This window comes from Bacteroides sp. AN502(2024), assembly GCF_041227145.1.
GTDB lineage: Bacteria > Bacteroidota > Bacteroidia > Bacteroidales > Bacteroidaceae > Bacteroides.
The window spans coordinates 2,242,054-2,258,541 of the sequence record NZ_JBGFSP010000003.1; the positions used below are offsets into that span (position 1 = coordinate 2,242,054).

Annotated in this window: 8 protein-coding genes; 2 read left to right on the plus strand and 6 right to left on the minus strand. The window is 44.9% G+C overall.

The features are described 5' to 3' along the window. Window positions 1-19 precede the first annotated feature (19 nt). From AB9N12_RS08495 to AB9N12_RS08520, 6 genes are all read right to left on the minus strand, one after another. Window positions 20-2,800, minus strand: coding sequence for a SusC/RagA family TonB-linked outer membrane protein (locus AB9N12_RS08495; RefSeq protein ID WP_369891383.1), 2,781 nt, complete (start codon window positions 2,798-2,800; stop codon window positions 20-22). A gap of 29 nt (window positions 2,801-2,829) precedes the next feature. Then, window positions 2,830-4,587 (minus strand): RagB/SusD family nutrient uptake outer membrane protein, encoded by a 1,758-nt coding sequence (locus AB9N12_RS08500; protein ID WP_369891385.1) that lies wholly within the window; start codon window positions 4,585-4,587, stop codon window positions 2,830-2,832. Window positions 4,588-4,598: 11 nt separating this feature from the next. Next, window positions 4,599-7,772: a SusC/RagA family TonB-linked outer membrane protein gene (locus AB9N12_RS08505; protein WP_369891387.1), complete on the minus strand. Its 3,174-nt coding sequence runs from the start codon at window positions 7,770-7,772 to the stop codon at window positions 4,599-4,601. Window positions 7,773-8,597: 825 nt separating this feature from the next. Continuing rightward, window positions 8,598-10,310 carry a TonB-dependent receptor gene (locus AB9N12_RS08510; protein WP_369891389.1) on the minus strand — a complete coding sequence of 571 codons (1,713 nt, stop codon included), beginning with the start codon at window positions 10,308-10,310 and terminating at the stop codon, window positions 8,598-8,600. Window positions 10,311-10,328: 18 nt separating this feature from the next. Next, the gene (locus AB9N12_RS08515) at window positions 10,329-13,346 is read right to left on the minus strand and encodes a tetratricopeptide repeat protein (protein ID WP_369891391.1); all 3,018 of its coding nucleotides are present in this window, start codon (window positions 13,344-13,346) and stop codon (window positions 10,329-10,331) included. A 70-nt stretch (window positions 13,347-13,416) separates the two neighbouring features. After that, a complete protein-coding gene (locus AB9N12_RS08520; protein WP_369891392.1) occupies window positions 13,417-13,938 on the minus strand; it encodes an NUDIX domain-containing protein in 522 nt (173 codons plus the stop codon). A 209-nt stretch (window positions 13,939-14,147) separates the two neighbouring features. Here AB9N12_RS08520 and ahpC point away from each other — a divergent pair, with 209 nt between their 5' ends. Together ahpC and ahpF are read left to right on the plus strand one after the other, a co-directional pair. Further along, window positions 14,148-14,714 carry an alkyl hydroperoxide reductase subunit C gene (gene ahpC, locus AB9N12_RS08525; RefSeq protein WP_369891394.1) on the plus strand — a complete coding sequence of 189 codons (567 nt, stop codon included), beginning with the start codon at window positions 14,148-14,150 and terminating at the stop codon, window positions 14,712-14,714. A gap of 85 nt (window positions 14,715-14,799) precedes the next feature. Beyond that, on the plus strand, window positions 14,800-16,350 hold the full coding sequence (gene ahpF / locus AB9N12_RS08530) for an alkyl hydroperoxide reductase subunit F (RefSeq protein WP_369891396.1): 1,551 nt from the start codon (window positions 14,800-14,802) through the stop codon (window positions 16,348-16,350). Window positions 16,351-16,488: the final 138 nt, after the last annotated feature.

Sequence of the window (16,488 nt, forward strand, 5' to 3'; positions counted from 1 at the left end):
GTTCATTTGTTACTTTGCATTAAAAATTAAGTTTGATACCTGCCCAATAACTTCTTGTCGACGGATAAGCGATGCCAAGTTGTTCCGGGTCGGCAAAATGGATATTGTCTAATGAGAACAGATTGGTGCCTTGTACGAATACTTTCAGGTCGGCAAAGCGAGTCTGCGATTTCGGGAAAGTGTAAGCTACCAATAGGTTACGCAGTTTCAGGAATGAACCGTCACGGTACCACAGAGAGCTGGCGCGATAGTTATTCAAGTTTTCTTGAGTAGTCAGTCTCGGCATGGTTGCATTGGTCTTATTCTCCGGTGTCCAGCTTATTTCTTCATTCAGGAATGTATTTGAAATGTTGCCATTGCTTACAAGTGGACTATAAAGCGGACTGTTGAGCAATGAAACAGTGACTCCGGTCATTCCTTGGAAATCGGCGGAAAGCTCCAGTCTCTTGTATGAGAAGTTCAGATTGAATCCGAAATAGAAGCGTGGAACAGATGAACCGAACATTTTCACAACGTCTTTCTCGTCAATGCGGTTGTCACCGTTCTGATCTTTGTATTTCACGTCACCGGGAGCTACGTCCGAGAAGGTTTGTTGCGGACTGTTGTTGATTTCCTGCTGGCTGTTGAAGAAGCCGATAGCTTCCAGGCCATACATTTGTCCGATACGATTGCCCTTGGTGTACAAGTAGTCATATTCCTGGTATGCCTGATTTACATTGACTACCTCTGTATTCAGATATGACATGCTAGCGCCAATACCATAATGGAAATCACCGATCTTATCATTCCAACTCAAAGAAGCATCTAGTCCTTTGTATTTATAGATTCCTTCGTTCACCTGACCTACTGTGATACCGATAATACCGGAAGTAGAATTGGCACCTGACACAAGTATATCCGAACGTTTTTCGTAGAAACCTTCTACTGTTGCATTCAAACGATTATCAAAAGCAGCGAGATCAAATCCGAAAGTCGCTTTCTGTGATTTTTCCGCTACCAGGCCGATAACCGGCAGATCGCCTTCACTGCCACCGGAGTGTCCTCCGGCATTCACTCCGAAGTTATAACCGGCACCGCTGCTGCCATAAGACTGACGCCATAGTTCGTGGCTCAGATTGCCGTCCCATCCGGACAGACCGTAAGAGGCGCGAATCTTAAAGAGATTGATCGGTGTCACCTTTTCCATAAATGCTTCGTTGGAGACGATCCATGCAGCAGAAACGGCAGGATAGTTCGAGTATTTGTCTCCGTCGGGCAGGTAAGCTGATCCCGAACGGTTGAATACGGCATTGAGGCTGTAACGGTTGTCGTAAGTATATGTGGCGTTCACCAGCACAGACTGATTCTTCTGAGAGTTGTTTCTGCCGTTTTTGACAACAGACTGCATATCATAAATCAATGCTCCTCCCACCTGATGTTTGCCAAAAGTGCGGTTATAATCCACCTTTGCCTGGAAATCGCTGCGTAGCATCAGCCTTTCGAAAGGCTGTGTATGTCCCAGTATTTCGGAGTCTGTACCATAAATAGCAGGAGTTGTCACCAGTGTACCATCGCTGGTGATACTTGCATTGCTGTTCATGTAACGATACTCTTTATTGGTGGTTTCATTCATTCCTCCGATATTATCGAAAGAGACGGATGCTTCGGCTGCCAGTCCTTTGGTCAACGCACTTAAATCCTGACGGATGCTCAGGTCGGCGAGTAGTGTTCCGTATACGTTACGGATGTGTCCGTAGTCTTTCAACAGAGCTACCGGATTACCGGTTCCGTACACAGAGCTACCTCCATAAATGCCATTCTCATAACGAATGGGGAATGCAGCAGATGGAATGCCATAGATTTTATTGAAAATAGTGTTGCGTCCATAGCGGGTACCTCTGAATTCTTTCAGTCTGCCCACAATACCGGCTTTCAGCAATGTGCTTTCCGTCACTTTTACGTCCAGATTGGTACGTACGGTCAGACGTGTGTCTGTAGGTGTAGTGTCGAAACGTGTATCTTCCGTGTTTTTCTTCAACATGGAGCGATCCCGGTAATAGTCAACTACCGTGTAAAAACGGAACTTGTCACTACCTCCGCTGAAAGACATTTTCAGGTTGTGGGTCAATCCTGTGTTGTTCAGCGTTTCATTCCACCAGTCTACATTCGGATAATCATACGGATAGATTCCTGTCCGGAAAGCATCCAGTTCCTGTGCATTGTAGCGTGCAGGCAGACCGTCTCCGCTTAATGCGGTGTTAAGAGCGTTCGCATACGTATAGGCATCTGCGAAGTCCGGAGAACGGAATTGGGTATTGACACCGAAATTATAGTCCACATTTACCTTCAGACCATTGCTTGTTCCGCGTTTAGTCGTAATCAGTACTACTCCATTCGCACCACGCATACCGTAGAGAGCAGCGGCTGCCGCATCTTTCAGAACGTAGCATGATTCGATTTCCATCGAAGTGATGTCACTGATATCACGTGGGAAACCATCAATTAATACTAGCGGGGCATTTCCGTGTATAGAAAGGGTGGATACGTTATCGGCTGACGAGCCTGTACCCTGATATACATTCAGACCTGCCACTTTTCCATACAAAGCTTTGCTGATATCTATGTACGGGGATTTTTCGAATGCGGAAGCATTGACTCCGTTGATAGAGTAACTGCTGGTCTGGGAAGATACGTTCATCTGGTAGCCGATGCTCAGTGTATCTGCCAGCTGCATTTCCGAAGCAGCTTTCGATGTCTGTGCATTCAGGGATACCGAACCTCCCAGGAGCAGAGTGATTAATATATAATTTATTTTATTCATTGTTCAAACGATATTAGTTAACGTGTCATTTACCAGCCCGGGTTTTGGGTCATTCCATATTGCTTGTTGATTTCCTCCTGAGGAATCGGAGCCAGATACCACTTGGTATCCCAGTTGGTAGCCCAGTAATGGTCTCCCAGTTCAATCTTCTCGAAGGTGAACTCAGTCGGATTGTTCAGGTCGTTACCCCTGCTTCTGAGTCCGTACAACTTCTTTTTGAAGTCGTTCTGACGGTCTCTGCGAACAAGGTCGAACCAGCGTACTTCTTCGAATCCTAATTCCAGTGCCCTTTCTCTCAATACAGCTTCCAGGAACTGATCGTGATTCATCGTCTTGGGAAGTTCGGGCAGGCCTACTCTCTTTCGTACATCGTTTATCATTTTATAAGCTTCGTCGGTAGGGCGTCCGTTGACTTCGTTGAGTACTTCTGCATATCCCAGCATAATCTCCGCCAGACGGGTGTGTGACCATTGTACCGGACCGCTGCGATCGCTGTTTTCCTGTAGGATATACTTCATGATCAAGAATCCGCTGCCATCTTTGTAGTCGGCATGATTGATATAAACAGGGGCGGTTGTTCCATTACAATAAGTGTCTCCGGGACAGGCAACGTTTTCATACAGACGCGGATCGCGTGTAGGTACCATATCGCCTTTCGTAAAGAACGGTTGCTTAGAGGGTGACTTCCAGTCGAAATCTGCCGGGAAATCAGTTCCATCTTCCCACGGGAACATATCTACATAGTTCAATGTAGGGCCACTGTAATAACGTTGGCCGATAAAACTGCTGTGAACGTCGGAGTTATACCCTTGACGCGTAGAGATTAATATTTCTGTTCCGCCACGGTTGTAGTAGGCCTTACGATAGGCCAAGCGTCTTGCCCGGTGCGTCTCTTCCGCAGGTTGAATCAGTTCATATTCGTGCCGTTTTTGTAATTCCGCGAAGAAGGCTGCACCTGCTTCGGCGGCGTCTTTCCAGCGTTGGTCGCTGTAATTTCCATAACAGGTATATTCATTTGCTTCCGGATGCCATTGAGTATTGGAATTGAAAGTCGGACTGGCCGCCCATTGCAGTACCTTGAATTTTAATGCCATCGCTCCTGCCAGGGTCATACGGCCGTCATCTGCTTTCTCGGCTTTCCAAGGCAGGTTGGAGTTAATGGCTTCGTTGAGCAATCCGACGATTTTCTCTACCGTTTCGGCAAAAGTGATACGGGGGAAATTCATTGTTTCGTTTACGTCTACATAGTGGTCCAGCCATGTCACACCGCCTACATATCTCAGCATTTCGAAATAGCAGAGGGAGATCAAAACTTTGGCTTCCGCGATCCGTTCACTTTTCTCGCTGGCTGTCATGTCGGGCACTTTCTCTACGTTCTCGATATATAACCAAGCGTAACGGATGGTGGTCCAGTCGGACTTGCTTCCATAACGGTAAGCAGAATTCTTTGGGACGTTGTTGGCACTGAGTGCTCCGTTGTAATAGAGCTTGACAGGTCCATCACTGATATTGTCACGGAAACTGTAACATAAGTCTGTGATTGATTCAAGTATGTTCACACCCAATTTGTAGTCAGAGCCGGTCGGTAGCCCATAAGGTAATCCGGTATATGCTTTGGTCAGCACCTTTTCGGCATTTATTTTCGAAGAGAACATTTCTTCGGTAGTCGCTCCGGAACTCTCAGGCTGGTCGCCCAGAAATTTATCCCCGAAGCTGATTTCAGAACAGGAGGAGGCTATCAGTACGCAACCTAATGCTATTCCGAGTCCTTTTATTATTCTATTCATACAGTCGTTTTTTAGAAGTTAAGATTTAAACCGAAGCTATATACTTTGATCAGCGGATAATCTCCGAATCGGTTAGGATCACTTTCCGGATCAAGATATTTAAGCGGTGAGAAGGTCAGCAGGTTGTAGCCGCTGAAGTTTAATCCGAGTGAGTTGAGCCCCAGTTTCTTCAGGAATTTCTTTCCGGTGATGGTATAACCGAAGCTCAGGCTCTTCAAGCGGAGATAGGAAGCATCCACCAACCAGAGGGTAGAGGGTTCGGAATTCCAGCTTTCCGATTCTTCCGACGGACGTGGATAAACAGCTCCCAGTTGGTTTTCCGGAGTCCAGCAACCATCGTAGAAGTAAGTCAGCAAACCACGCTTTCCGGCATTCGTATAGGGGATACGGTATTCGATGTCATACATTCTGTTAACGTTCTTGGAACCCACCCATTGCATGGTGAAGTTGAATCCTTTCCAGTCGAATCCCATGTTCATACCGAAAACGTATTCCGGACGGGTAGCATAACCTGCTACGCTCTTGTCATTACCGTCCACGATATGGTCTCCATTGAGGTCGGCGTACATGGCGTCACCCGGATATACCTTCTGATAAGGCTGAGGCAGTTCCGGCTTTAAGGTCAGTTCGCCGTCGGCTCCGGTGATGAAGTCGCTGTACTGATAGAGACGGATGTAGTTGTATACTCCGGTCTGGCGTCCGGTAGAGCCACCGGTCTGGTTCATATAAGAGAATTGCTTGGGCACTTCGTCCATATAGAGGATTTTGTTGCGTGCGAAAGAGACGTTGGCATCCACATTATAGGTGAAATCCTTTCCGATCTTATCGCGCCAGCCGAGAGAAACTTCGTAACCGTGGTTGTCTACCTTACCAATGTTCAGGTTAGGCAGTGCAGTTGCGATGATGCTTGGAGTCGATTCCGGAGAGATCAGAATACCTGTGCGGTGTTCGATAAAGTAGTCAAAGGTAGCGGACAGGCGGCTGTTGAAGAACTTAAGATCAATACCGTAGTTCTGCTTGTCGGCTGTTTCCCATGTTACTGCCGGGTTACCCATACGTGAGATGGCTGCTGCCGATTGGGAAATCGGATTGTCCACACCGAAGCTGTAACTGCCCGATGATCCCCATACGGCAGGCATGTACATAAAGCGTGAGTCTACTCCCTTGTCGTTACCTACACGTCCCCAGGATGCTCTGAGTTTCAGGTAGTCTACGATTTTCTGGTTTTCCATAAACTTCTCGGCAGTTGCGATCCATCCGGCAGAGAAGGAAGGGAATACACCGAAACGTGTGCTGCCCGGAGCAAAGTTCTCCGAGCCGTTGTAGCCGACGTTTACGTCGAGCAGATATTTACTTTGATAGGCATAAGTAGCACGTCCTACCAATCCTACGTAGTTACGGGGCAGATAAGTGTAGCTGTCCGGATAATAGTTACGCGACTGATTGTAAAGGAACAGACCGGATATTCTGTGGTCGCCGAATGTACGGTCATAGTTGATACGTCCTTCCAGATACCAGTTCTGTCCGCGTCCGCTGCTTTCCGAGTAAGTGAGCGGAGTATCGCTGCCGCTGGGTACATAGATAAGTGATTTATCGTAGTCGGGATCGGTCTGTGACATCGTACCGTTGGTGTCAAAGTATGATTTGTAGTACACAGTCTGCGCTTCGATGGCGCCTCCCGTACGTACTTTTTCCAGTTTGAATTTATTGTCGTAAGCACCTTTCACGGAAACGCTCAGTCCCGGAGTGATAAAGTCCAGTTTCTGTGTGATGTCCAAATCCAGATTCAATGTCGTGTCATACGTTTGATTGTAACCTTGTCCGTAGAATACGAACATACCGTCACGCATCACTTCTCCCAGCGGAACCATATCTTTAGGAATTAGTGTACGTACTCCGTTGATAAATCCCGGTCCGGCAAACGGATGTGACCAGATCTGTGCGATTACCCAAGGATTCTGGTCTTCTCCTGTACCCGAAACGACGCTGCGCGGTTCCTGTATCTTACCTAAAACACCACCGACACCGAGTTTCATTGAAGTGGTCTTGGTCAGATTGGCATCGATATTGGCGCGGTAGTTATAGCGGTTGTAACGATAGTTATTGTCGTACATTTGTCCGGGAAGTTTTTTCAGAAGTCCGTTCTGATAAGTATAACCTACTGAGATGAAGTATCGTACATTATCACTACCGCCGGAGACATTTAGGTTGTTCTGGCTTTGAAGATAGATATTATTAAAAATATACTTCTTCCAGTCCATACTGGGATACATGATGGGGTCTGAGCCGGTGCGATAGGCTTCTACCTGTTCCGGAGTGAAGTATAACTTAGGATTCGTAACGTGGTCCATCTCCTGCTTCATATTCCAGAAGCGTGCGAACTCGTAACTTCCGGTCTGCTCTACCAGTGAGATGGGTTGTTGCAGACCCAGTTTGGTGCTGGCGGAAATCTGCGTTTTGCCTGCTTTACCTCTTCGGGTGGTGATCAATACAACGCCATTAGCACCTCTTACTCCGAATACAGCGGTGGAAGAGGCGTCTTTCAATACTGAAATACTTTCGATTTCGTTCGGGTCGATTTGTGAAAACTCACGTTCTATTCCGTCTACTAAAACCAGGGGCTTGGATTGTGAATCATTTAATGAACCGACGCCACGTACGTAGATGGCAGCAGCATCTTTACCTGGTTGTCCGGTAGTCTGTACGGAAGATACACCCGGCAATGATCCTGCGAGGAGGTTCGTGATACTTGTTGCCGGAGATTTGATCAGCTCTTTGTTGTCGATGGAGGAGACGGCACTGGTAAGCATGCGCTTGTCCTGATTACCGTAGGCGATAGCTACAACTTCCACTTCACCGAGGTTCTGTGCATCTTCTTTTAAGGAAACATTGATGATTGTTCTGTCTCCGACCACGATTTCCTGGGTTGCATACCCGATAAAGGAAATGTTCAATACGGATTTTTTGCTTGGGACGACGATCGTAAAGTTACCGTCAAAGTCTGTGATTGTCCCAATACTCGTGCCTTTCACAGTCACATTAGCTCCGGGAATGCCTTCTTTGAGTGTTTCATCCGTTACTCTACCCTTAATTGTGATACCTTCCGGGGGCAAGGCATACATCAACGGTATGAATAAAAGAAACGTAACAAAAAAGCAGAATCTTAAATTGAGCGCGTTTCTCATACTGTTTAATTTAATTAATAATGAAAGATGAATAATATGTTAAACTAATAATCTGCTTGATTTAAAGTAAGGTCAACACTTGATGTATTTGTTGGCTTTTAACAATGTTGCAAAGTTAGATGAGGTGTGGAAAACGGATGTGCAATATTCTCCAAATAAGGTGCACAAATAGCTATAAAACGGTTTGTGAGAGGGTGTACAGCCATTTATCTGAAATTGTTGGTAGGTAAGGAGGAAACGATTGGCAGAGTTAAATAGGCACTATTTTACTTTCCCCTAACGGGGTGAAAAGTATATAAGTATCTGCAACAATGCAACACTGCAACAATGTTACTGTATTTTATTGGTAAACAAATAGTTATAGTGTTGTAGATAGCTGTTGCAGATGGTAGTAGATGCCCTTTATCTGCAACAGGGTATAAACAACAAATATTACTTTGTAAATGCTTTATCCTATATATGATATGTAGGTTGCCTACATCGAAACGTCAGTTCCAAGGCTGGAAATTCCAGTTTCCCCATATGGAAACGCCAATTTCTATATAGGGATACTCCAGTTTCTCTGTATGGACTGACTGTGACATAAACGTAGATATAAACTTTTCTCTAATGAGAAAGCTTTCCTAAACTGCATGATGTATGTTGCAGATAAAGAGTATCTGCAACCATCTGAAACAGGTATCTGCAACGTCATAACGATCTATTTACTAATAACATACATCGATATTGTTGCAGCGTTGCAGATACTTGCACACTTTTCAACTTTATTGTTATGAGAAAATCGCACGAATCAACTCAATATAACTTTGAGTAATTGACGTTAATTTAGAACCGGAAACTCAATCCTCCCAAGAAATTGACTCCTTCTGTAGGATAGCCCCAATAATATTGATATTTCTTATTCAGCAGGTTATGTGCTTGCGCATAAACGGATACTCCTTTGAATATATTACAGCTGGCTCTGATATGCAAATCATTAATTGCGGTCATTTTTGCATATTCTTTCACTTCTTTGCGGCCGACATAATCATAACCCAGATTGATGTTAAGAGCGGAGATCGGATGAACGCGTACATTGAAAGACATTTCACTGACCGGTTTCACAGCCAACAGATATTTCTCTGTTTGGCTGTCCCAATTACGGTAAGTATATTTAGCTGATATTCCGAGGATATCTTTGTAATCGTAACTGATTTCACCGCCAAGATAGAGATTATTTGTATTATCTTGAGCAAAAGAAAGATAAGATATATTACCTGGGTCGAAACCTAAATAGGATAAGTCGTTCTTTAGATTCTGATAACCACCGAACACGTTGAACCAGAGTCCCGGATAAGGGCTTGCTTTGAATCCGATACTACCGTTGATTTGTTCGTAAGTATCATAAGGACGTTGTACGTATCCCAAAGTAGCAGTGGTATTTGCCTCCGGCAGTTCACCGTAAGGACAGATACTTTCTAATCTGCGGAAATCATTCAGTTGCTTACCGCCAGTTGCTTTGGCATAAACAATGTAGCTGTCAGAAAAGATATACTGTGCAGTAATATCGGGTGAGATACGGAAAGACTTGTCAAATCCGAAAGATAAATCTACATTGGCTCCGATATGTAACTTCCAGTCATCATTATCCAGTTCATAATATGGATTTAAAAGAAGTGTGGTGTAGTTCTTGAAATATTCATCTTCGGTAGCAACATCCTTTGTATATCCGCTGTAGAGAAGATTGTTCATTTCCAAAGCGATAGTTATCGATTGTTGGTCACCGATAGCTCCCGTGACATCACCTTTGGTACGTATGATTGTCTCCCTGATACCTGTATTGGCTTCAGATTCGTTGAACATGTTATGCTGACGTTCATACATCAACAGATTGGTTTCTGCATGGAAACGCAACGGAGCAGTTTCGTCAATGTGGTGAATTCCGGCATGGAAATCTCCGGATGTGAATTTCTGCTTGCTGTTTACGCTTTTCGGTTGGAAGTTGAAGTTGCTCAATCCGAAGTTCCCGGCAATATTTAAATCGAATTGATCGAATTGATGCGTATAATCCACATTAGCACGTGTGCGGTAGTAGAAAGCGTTCCATTTCTCTCCATCTGTGAAGGGAAGAGTTAGCTTACCATCCATTCCATCCATTTGGAAACGAACATTCAGCTTATCTTTCTTCGACAGGCGGAATAGATAATTACCCAGAACATCTAAATTGCCATAATTACCATATCCGGCACGTACATATCCCGGGGGAGTGCCGGGTTGAACTTCTTTGCCGGTATAGGGGCGCATCAGGCCTGCCGGAACGGAAGTGGCCGGAAAGAATGTGGTAGCATACTCTACCTCTTTCTTGCTCACTGTCGGTTCTTCTACTTTAGGCAGGACGTTTATTTTCGAAGCGTCCATAATGTCCGGGTTATATTCTTGTTCCACAACGACTGTGCGGGTCATTGTGGTATCTTTCGGTTGGGTGGTTTGGGCTTGAAGGGAGGATGGCATTGAGATTGCCAATGCGAGTCCTCCTATTATATAATGAGATCGTTTCATACTGTTTTTTTTTAATTCTCAATTCTCAACTTTCAATTTGCGAAGTCTGCTTTCAATCATGCTTTCAATATCGTCATTCCCTTGATAATTCTGTTGGAGGCTTAGCAGATATTGGCGTGCGTCCAGGTCTTTGCCTGTAGCATGATAAACGTCGGACAGAAGGACAAAGCTACGTGCCAGCCAATACGCATGTGGCGTACTCTGTTCTATATAGTTGAGCAGTTCTTTCTCTGCAGCGGCATACTCTTTGGCATCGTAGAGGGATTGTGCAACCTGATATTTCGCTTCGGCACCGTAAGGGTTACGTGTGTCTTTGGCCAGTTCACGATAGTCTTCCATTGCTTTTTTGTCAGCTTTTTGCTTGGCGTAGGCTTTAGCACGGTAATAAAGAGCTTCATTTCTTAGCTCCGGACTAAGTTTGGCCTCTGCAAGCAAGTCGGTAGCTGCATGGATGGTTTCTATATCATCTCGCAGCAGGAAGGCGCAACGCAGAATACCCGTTTCGGCAAGTTGGCGACGCTCTACGTTAGTTGCTTTCTCTTTCAGCATTTTGTAACTGGCCAATGCTTCCGTCCTATTCTGCTGGTTGAATTGTACTTCGGCACGCAAAATCAGTGCTTCTTCTGCAAACGGATTGTTAGGATATTCCAGCAACTTACCGGAATGGAGAAGAACCATATCGTAATTTTTCTGTTCGCTACCGATCAGGCAGAGGTAATAATGCGCATTCAAGCTGAAAGCACCTTCCGGAAAAGTCTGCAGGTATTTGTTGAGACTTGTTTTGGCTTCTTCCATTCTGCCTCGTGCATAAATCTTTTCTGCGGCGGCGTATGTAAGTGAGTCTTGTTCGTTAGCATCGAAGCGTATATGTCCCGGCATGGCATTGGCTAAAGCAGCAAATTCGTCGATGCGGTTGAGGTCTACATAAATAGATTTCAAGTCACGCATGGCAAGGCGGGCTTCTTCGCTGCCCGGATATTTCTCGATCACTTCCTTATAAGCTCCGATAGCCTGATTGTAGTCTCCTTTCTGATAGTACAATAATCCGATTTCTGCAGCGGCTTTCCGGCTGACAGGACTTTCGGGGTATTTGCTTAGCAGCTCTTTGAAAGAGGTAATGGCTTGATTGTTGTTATCCATCAAAACATAGGAACGCCCTTTCTCATAAATAGCATTTACGGTATATGGGGAAGCAGGGTACTTGCCTACCAGTCGGTTCAGCAAAGTAATCTTACCGGTATAGTCTTTCTGCAGACCGGATACAAGAGCCAGTTGATAGAAAGAATAATCGCCGGAAGAGGTATTCATCTGTTCGGCTTGCGAATAATAATGTTTGGCTTCTTCGAAATTACGTACATGCAGGTGGCAGTCACCAACACGATTGTAGGCATCGGCAAGTGCGGTTGCATTTTCACCTTTCTCCAGTTGAACGTATTTTTGGAAGTAATTGCTTGCTTGCGTATAGTCTTTCCGATGGAAAGCGATATAGCCCAAGTTATAATTGGCAAGCGCATACGTTTCGTTATTGGGTTGGGTGGTCAGTTGCAGATAAGCATTAAAATCACGTGCCGCTTCTACCATTCGGTTTAAACGGTAATAGGATTCTCCACACCAGTAGTAAGCGTCTGCCTTGGTCTGACGATTGTATTGTCCGATGGCAATGGATTGGTTCAGATATTTTAGAGCTTGTTCGAAGTCAGCGTTAGCGAAAGATTGAGTTCCCAATTGGAAAAGTATCTTCTGTTTGGCTTCCAATATTTGCGTACTTGGTTGGGCAATCCGGTCGATGGATTTCAAAGCCGCATCGTAGCTACGGGTATTCATGTAGACTTCCACCAGATAGCTGCTGACTTTTTCAGCATACGGAGAAGTCGGGAATTCATTCAGGAATTTCTCGAAGGCAGTGACGGATTCGCCGAAAGCGGAGAAGGAAGTCTCGTGCAGGCAAAGAGCGTAATTGTAAGCTGCCTGTTCCTTGATTTGCATATTGGCACTGGAGGCGGCTGCCTGTTCGAAAGCCATGCGGGCTTTGCTTTTTTCCGCCAGTTGCAGATAAGAAAGCCCCATGTGGAGGAATGCATTTTGAGTAAGGGCATCATTGGCGGTCGTGACTTTGCCTAATGTTTCGGCTGCTTTGGAATAGACTTTCGTCTGATAGTAGGAGAGCCCTAACATATAAAGAGCATCGCGACGGGAAGCCGAACGATTTTTGTTCAGGTAATTGTTGAATGCTTCTACAGCTTGGTGATATTGTCCGAAGTGGTAGTAGGCATCTCCCAGAATGCGGTACATCTCTGCGGCGTGCTCATTGTTCGGATAAGCCGACAGGTAGTTTTGTGCCACAATTTGTGCCTTGTCGTAGTTTTGAAGCTGTGTATAAATTTCGGCAATGTAGTAGGGGACAAGTGCCTTGTACTTCGAATCGTCCTGCAGTGGCAGGAAACCTTTCAGTGCTTCGTTATAACGCTTTTGCGTATAGCGGATATAAGAGAGATAATAATCACAGTCTTTGGCATATTGGGGACTGTTGGCACGTAATGTCTCAAACCAGATGGCTGCTTCTCGTAGGTTATCGGTTTTCAGATAACAGGTAGCCAATTGGTACGTGCAGTCGTCCCGTTCCTCATTACCCAGTAGACCGAGGTCGGCAGAATTGAAGAGTGCCAGTGCCTCATCGTATTTTCCTTCATAGAAATAGCAGGAGGCTAATAGTGCATAAATACGGTTGGCATAAGGGGTGTCAGGATAGCGGTCGAGATACTTGCGCAGGATTTCGATCCGGTTCTTGTCTTTCAGTTCATAAGCGGAACTGGCCAGCATGTATTCTGCGTCTTGAAGAAGGCTGGCGTCCGGCTTTTGTTTTACAAATGCTTTCAGTGCCGGCAGGGCGGCTGCATAATTTTTTCCCTGGAAAAGTTCTTTCCCTTCTTTGTAAAGGTTGGCGGTCGACGTGAACTTATCACTTGTCTGGGCAAATCCTATCATAGGCGTGCAGCAGATAGCCGCACAAATAAATCTGGTAATTTCTTTCTTCATAATCGGGTGTTTATGCAAAAGTACAGAATGAAAAGGGATATGTTTCTGTAGTTTGTTATATTTTAACGAATTATCTGCCAGATAAGAACTTTTTAAGTCCTCGCCGGATAGAATCCAGTCCGAAATCTTCCGGATGAATCTCGGAGAGAGGTAGGAAGAAAGAATCTGCTACATCATCCATGGCGGAGAAATGGCTCATGTCTTCTACAGTGCAGAGGAAAAACAGATCGAGAGTATGTACAGGAAAACCTGAATAGACATAAATATTGGGAAGTGTGAACTGATAAACGGCTTTTTTTATTTTCAACCCTGTTTCTTCCAGTACTTCGCGGGCAACACCTTCTTCACCAGTTTCATTCATATCGATGAATCCGCCGGGTAGGTCGAGAGTTCCTTGGGCCGGCTCTTTGGCACGTCGGCAGACAAGCAGTTCATTTTTCTCATTCAAGATGAATGCTACTGTGGCGGCAGAAGGATTGAAGTAATAGACAAAACCGCAATCTGCACATTTTTTAGATTTCTCGTTGTTGACCTCAAAATGAGAGGAACCGCATTCGGGGCAATATAGGAACTGGGTAAGAGGATGTTTCATGATCGTATATACTTTCCGGTTTTTGTTTATACTTGCAAAGTTATAAAATGCTTTTATTAATTTCATCTATCATAGCATAGAAATATTCGATTGGACTTTTTTTGCAAAGGCAGGGTTTCTGCCTTTATCTTTGCATCAAAACAAAAACAAAACGTTGTTTCTGATGTTATAAGTCGAATCAATTAATAACAATAAAAGCAATAAAGATTATGGAACCAATTTTAAATTCTCAACTTCCTGAATTCAGCGTTCAGGCTTTTCACAACGGAGCTTTCAAGACTGTAACCCACAATGACCTGAAAGGTAAATGGGCGATTTTGTTCTTCTATCCTGCCGACTTTACTTTTGTTTGTCCTACCGAATTGGTGGATATGGCTGAGAAGTACGATCAGTTCAAAGCGATGGGGGGAGAAATCTATTCGGTAAGTACTGATTCTCATTTCGTGCACAAAGCTTGGCATGATGCTTCTGAAAGTATTCGCAAGATTCGATATCCGATGTTGGCAGACCCGACTGGCTCTTTGAGCCGTGCACTGGGTGTATATATCGAAGAAGAGGGTATGGCTTATCGCGGTACATTCGTTGTCAATCCGGAAGGAAAGATAAAAGTGGTTGAACTGAATGATAACAATATTGGCCGTGATGCAAGTGAATTGCTTCGTAAGGTGGAAGCTGCACAGTTTGTAGCGACTCACGACGGAGAAGTTTGTCCGGCCAAATGGAAGAAGGGTGAGTCTACCTTGAAACCAAGCATCGACCTGGTAGGTAAGATTTGATAGATCTTGATAATGGTGATTATGGGAGGTCGGTAACGGAAGACGCTGCCGGCCTTTTTTTCTCAAAAAACGAAAGGAAAAAGATATGTTAGAATCTGCATTAAAAGAACAACTGAAGGGGATTTTTGCTGGGCTGGAGGCAAACTTTACTTTTGATATATCCGTATCATCCGGCCACGAAAACAAAACCGAACTGGTGGAACTGCTGGGAGATGTAGCGGATTGTTCCGATCACATCACTTGTGTTGTGAATGAAGGAGACGCGTTGACGTTTACTTTACTGAAGAATGGCAACCGTACCGGAATCACATTCCGTGGTATTCCTAACGGACATGAGTTCACATCGTTGCTTCTGGCTATCCTGAATCTGGATGGCAAAGGGAAAAACTTTCCCGATGAGGGCGTTTGCAACCGTGTGAAAGCACTGAAAGGACCGATACATCTGACCACTTATGTTTCGTTGACTTGTACGAACTGCCCTGACGTAGTGCAGGCTCTGAATGCAATGACCACGTTGAATCCGGCTATTACGCATGAAATGGTAGACGGCGCGCTTTATCAGGATGAAGTAGATGCTTTAAAGATACAGGGTGTGCCCTCTGTCTTTGCAGACGGTAAATTACTTCATGTAGGCCGTGGGGAGTTCGGTGAGTTGCTTGCCAAGTTGGAAGAACAATATGGCATTGACGAAACCAAAGCGAATGCAGAGGTGAAAGAATATGATGTGATTGTAGCCGGTGGAGGACCTGCAGGAGTATCGGCAGCCATTTATTCTGCCCGTAAAGGACTTCGTGTAGCTATCGTAGCCGAGCGTGTCGGTGGACAAGTGAAAGAGACGGTGGGCATTGAAAATCTAATTTCTGTTCCGGAAACGACAGGCAGCGAACTTGCTGATAACCTGAAAACACATCTCTTGCGTTATCCGGTGGATTTGCTGGAACATCGTAAAGTAGAAAAAGTGGAAGTGATTGGAAGACTAAAGCAAGTGACTACTTCTGTCGGCGAAAAGTTTTTGGCTCCGGTACTGATTATTGCAACCGGTGCAAGCTGGCGTAGGCTGAATGTTCCGGGAGAAGCCGAATATATCGGTCGTGGTGTTGCTTTCTGTCCTCACTGTGACGGTCCGTTTTATAAAGGAAAGCATGTAGCAGTAGTCGGTGGAGGAAATTCCGGCATTGAGGCAGCCATCGACTTGGCCGGTATCTGCTCCAAAGTGACTGTTTTTGAATTTATGGGTGAACTGAAAGCGGACAGTGTACTTCAAGAGCGACTTAAATCATTGCCAAATGTGGAAGTGTTTGTAAGTTCACAGACTACGGAAGTGATAGGAAATGGGGATAAGTTGACCGCCTTACGCATTAAAGACCGTCAAACGGGAGAAGAACGTTTGGTTGAGTTGGCTGGTGTATTTGTACAGATCGGGCTTTCTGCGAATAGCAGTGTATTCCGTGACATCGTGGAAACCAATCGTCCGGGCGAAATTCTGATTGATGCACATTGCCGTACGAATGTGACGGGTATCTATGCGGCCGGAGATGTGTCTACGGTTCCTTATAAGCAAATTATTATCTCTATGGGAGAAGGAGCGAAAGCTGCGCTTTCCGCCTTTGACGATAGAATGAAAGGAATTGTCTGATATATTCAATTATAAAAAGTACACAAACAAGACATTAGTGGGGCCGCGAAGGTATGAATCCATATCTTTGTGGCTTTTTATTCATCTTTGCTACCCTATTTTTTTCAGTACAAGCTTAGAATACGTTGAGACTGATGA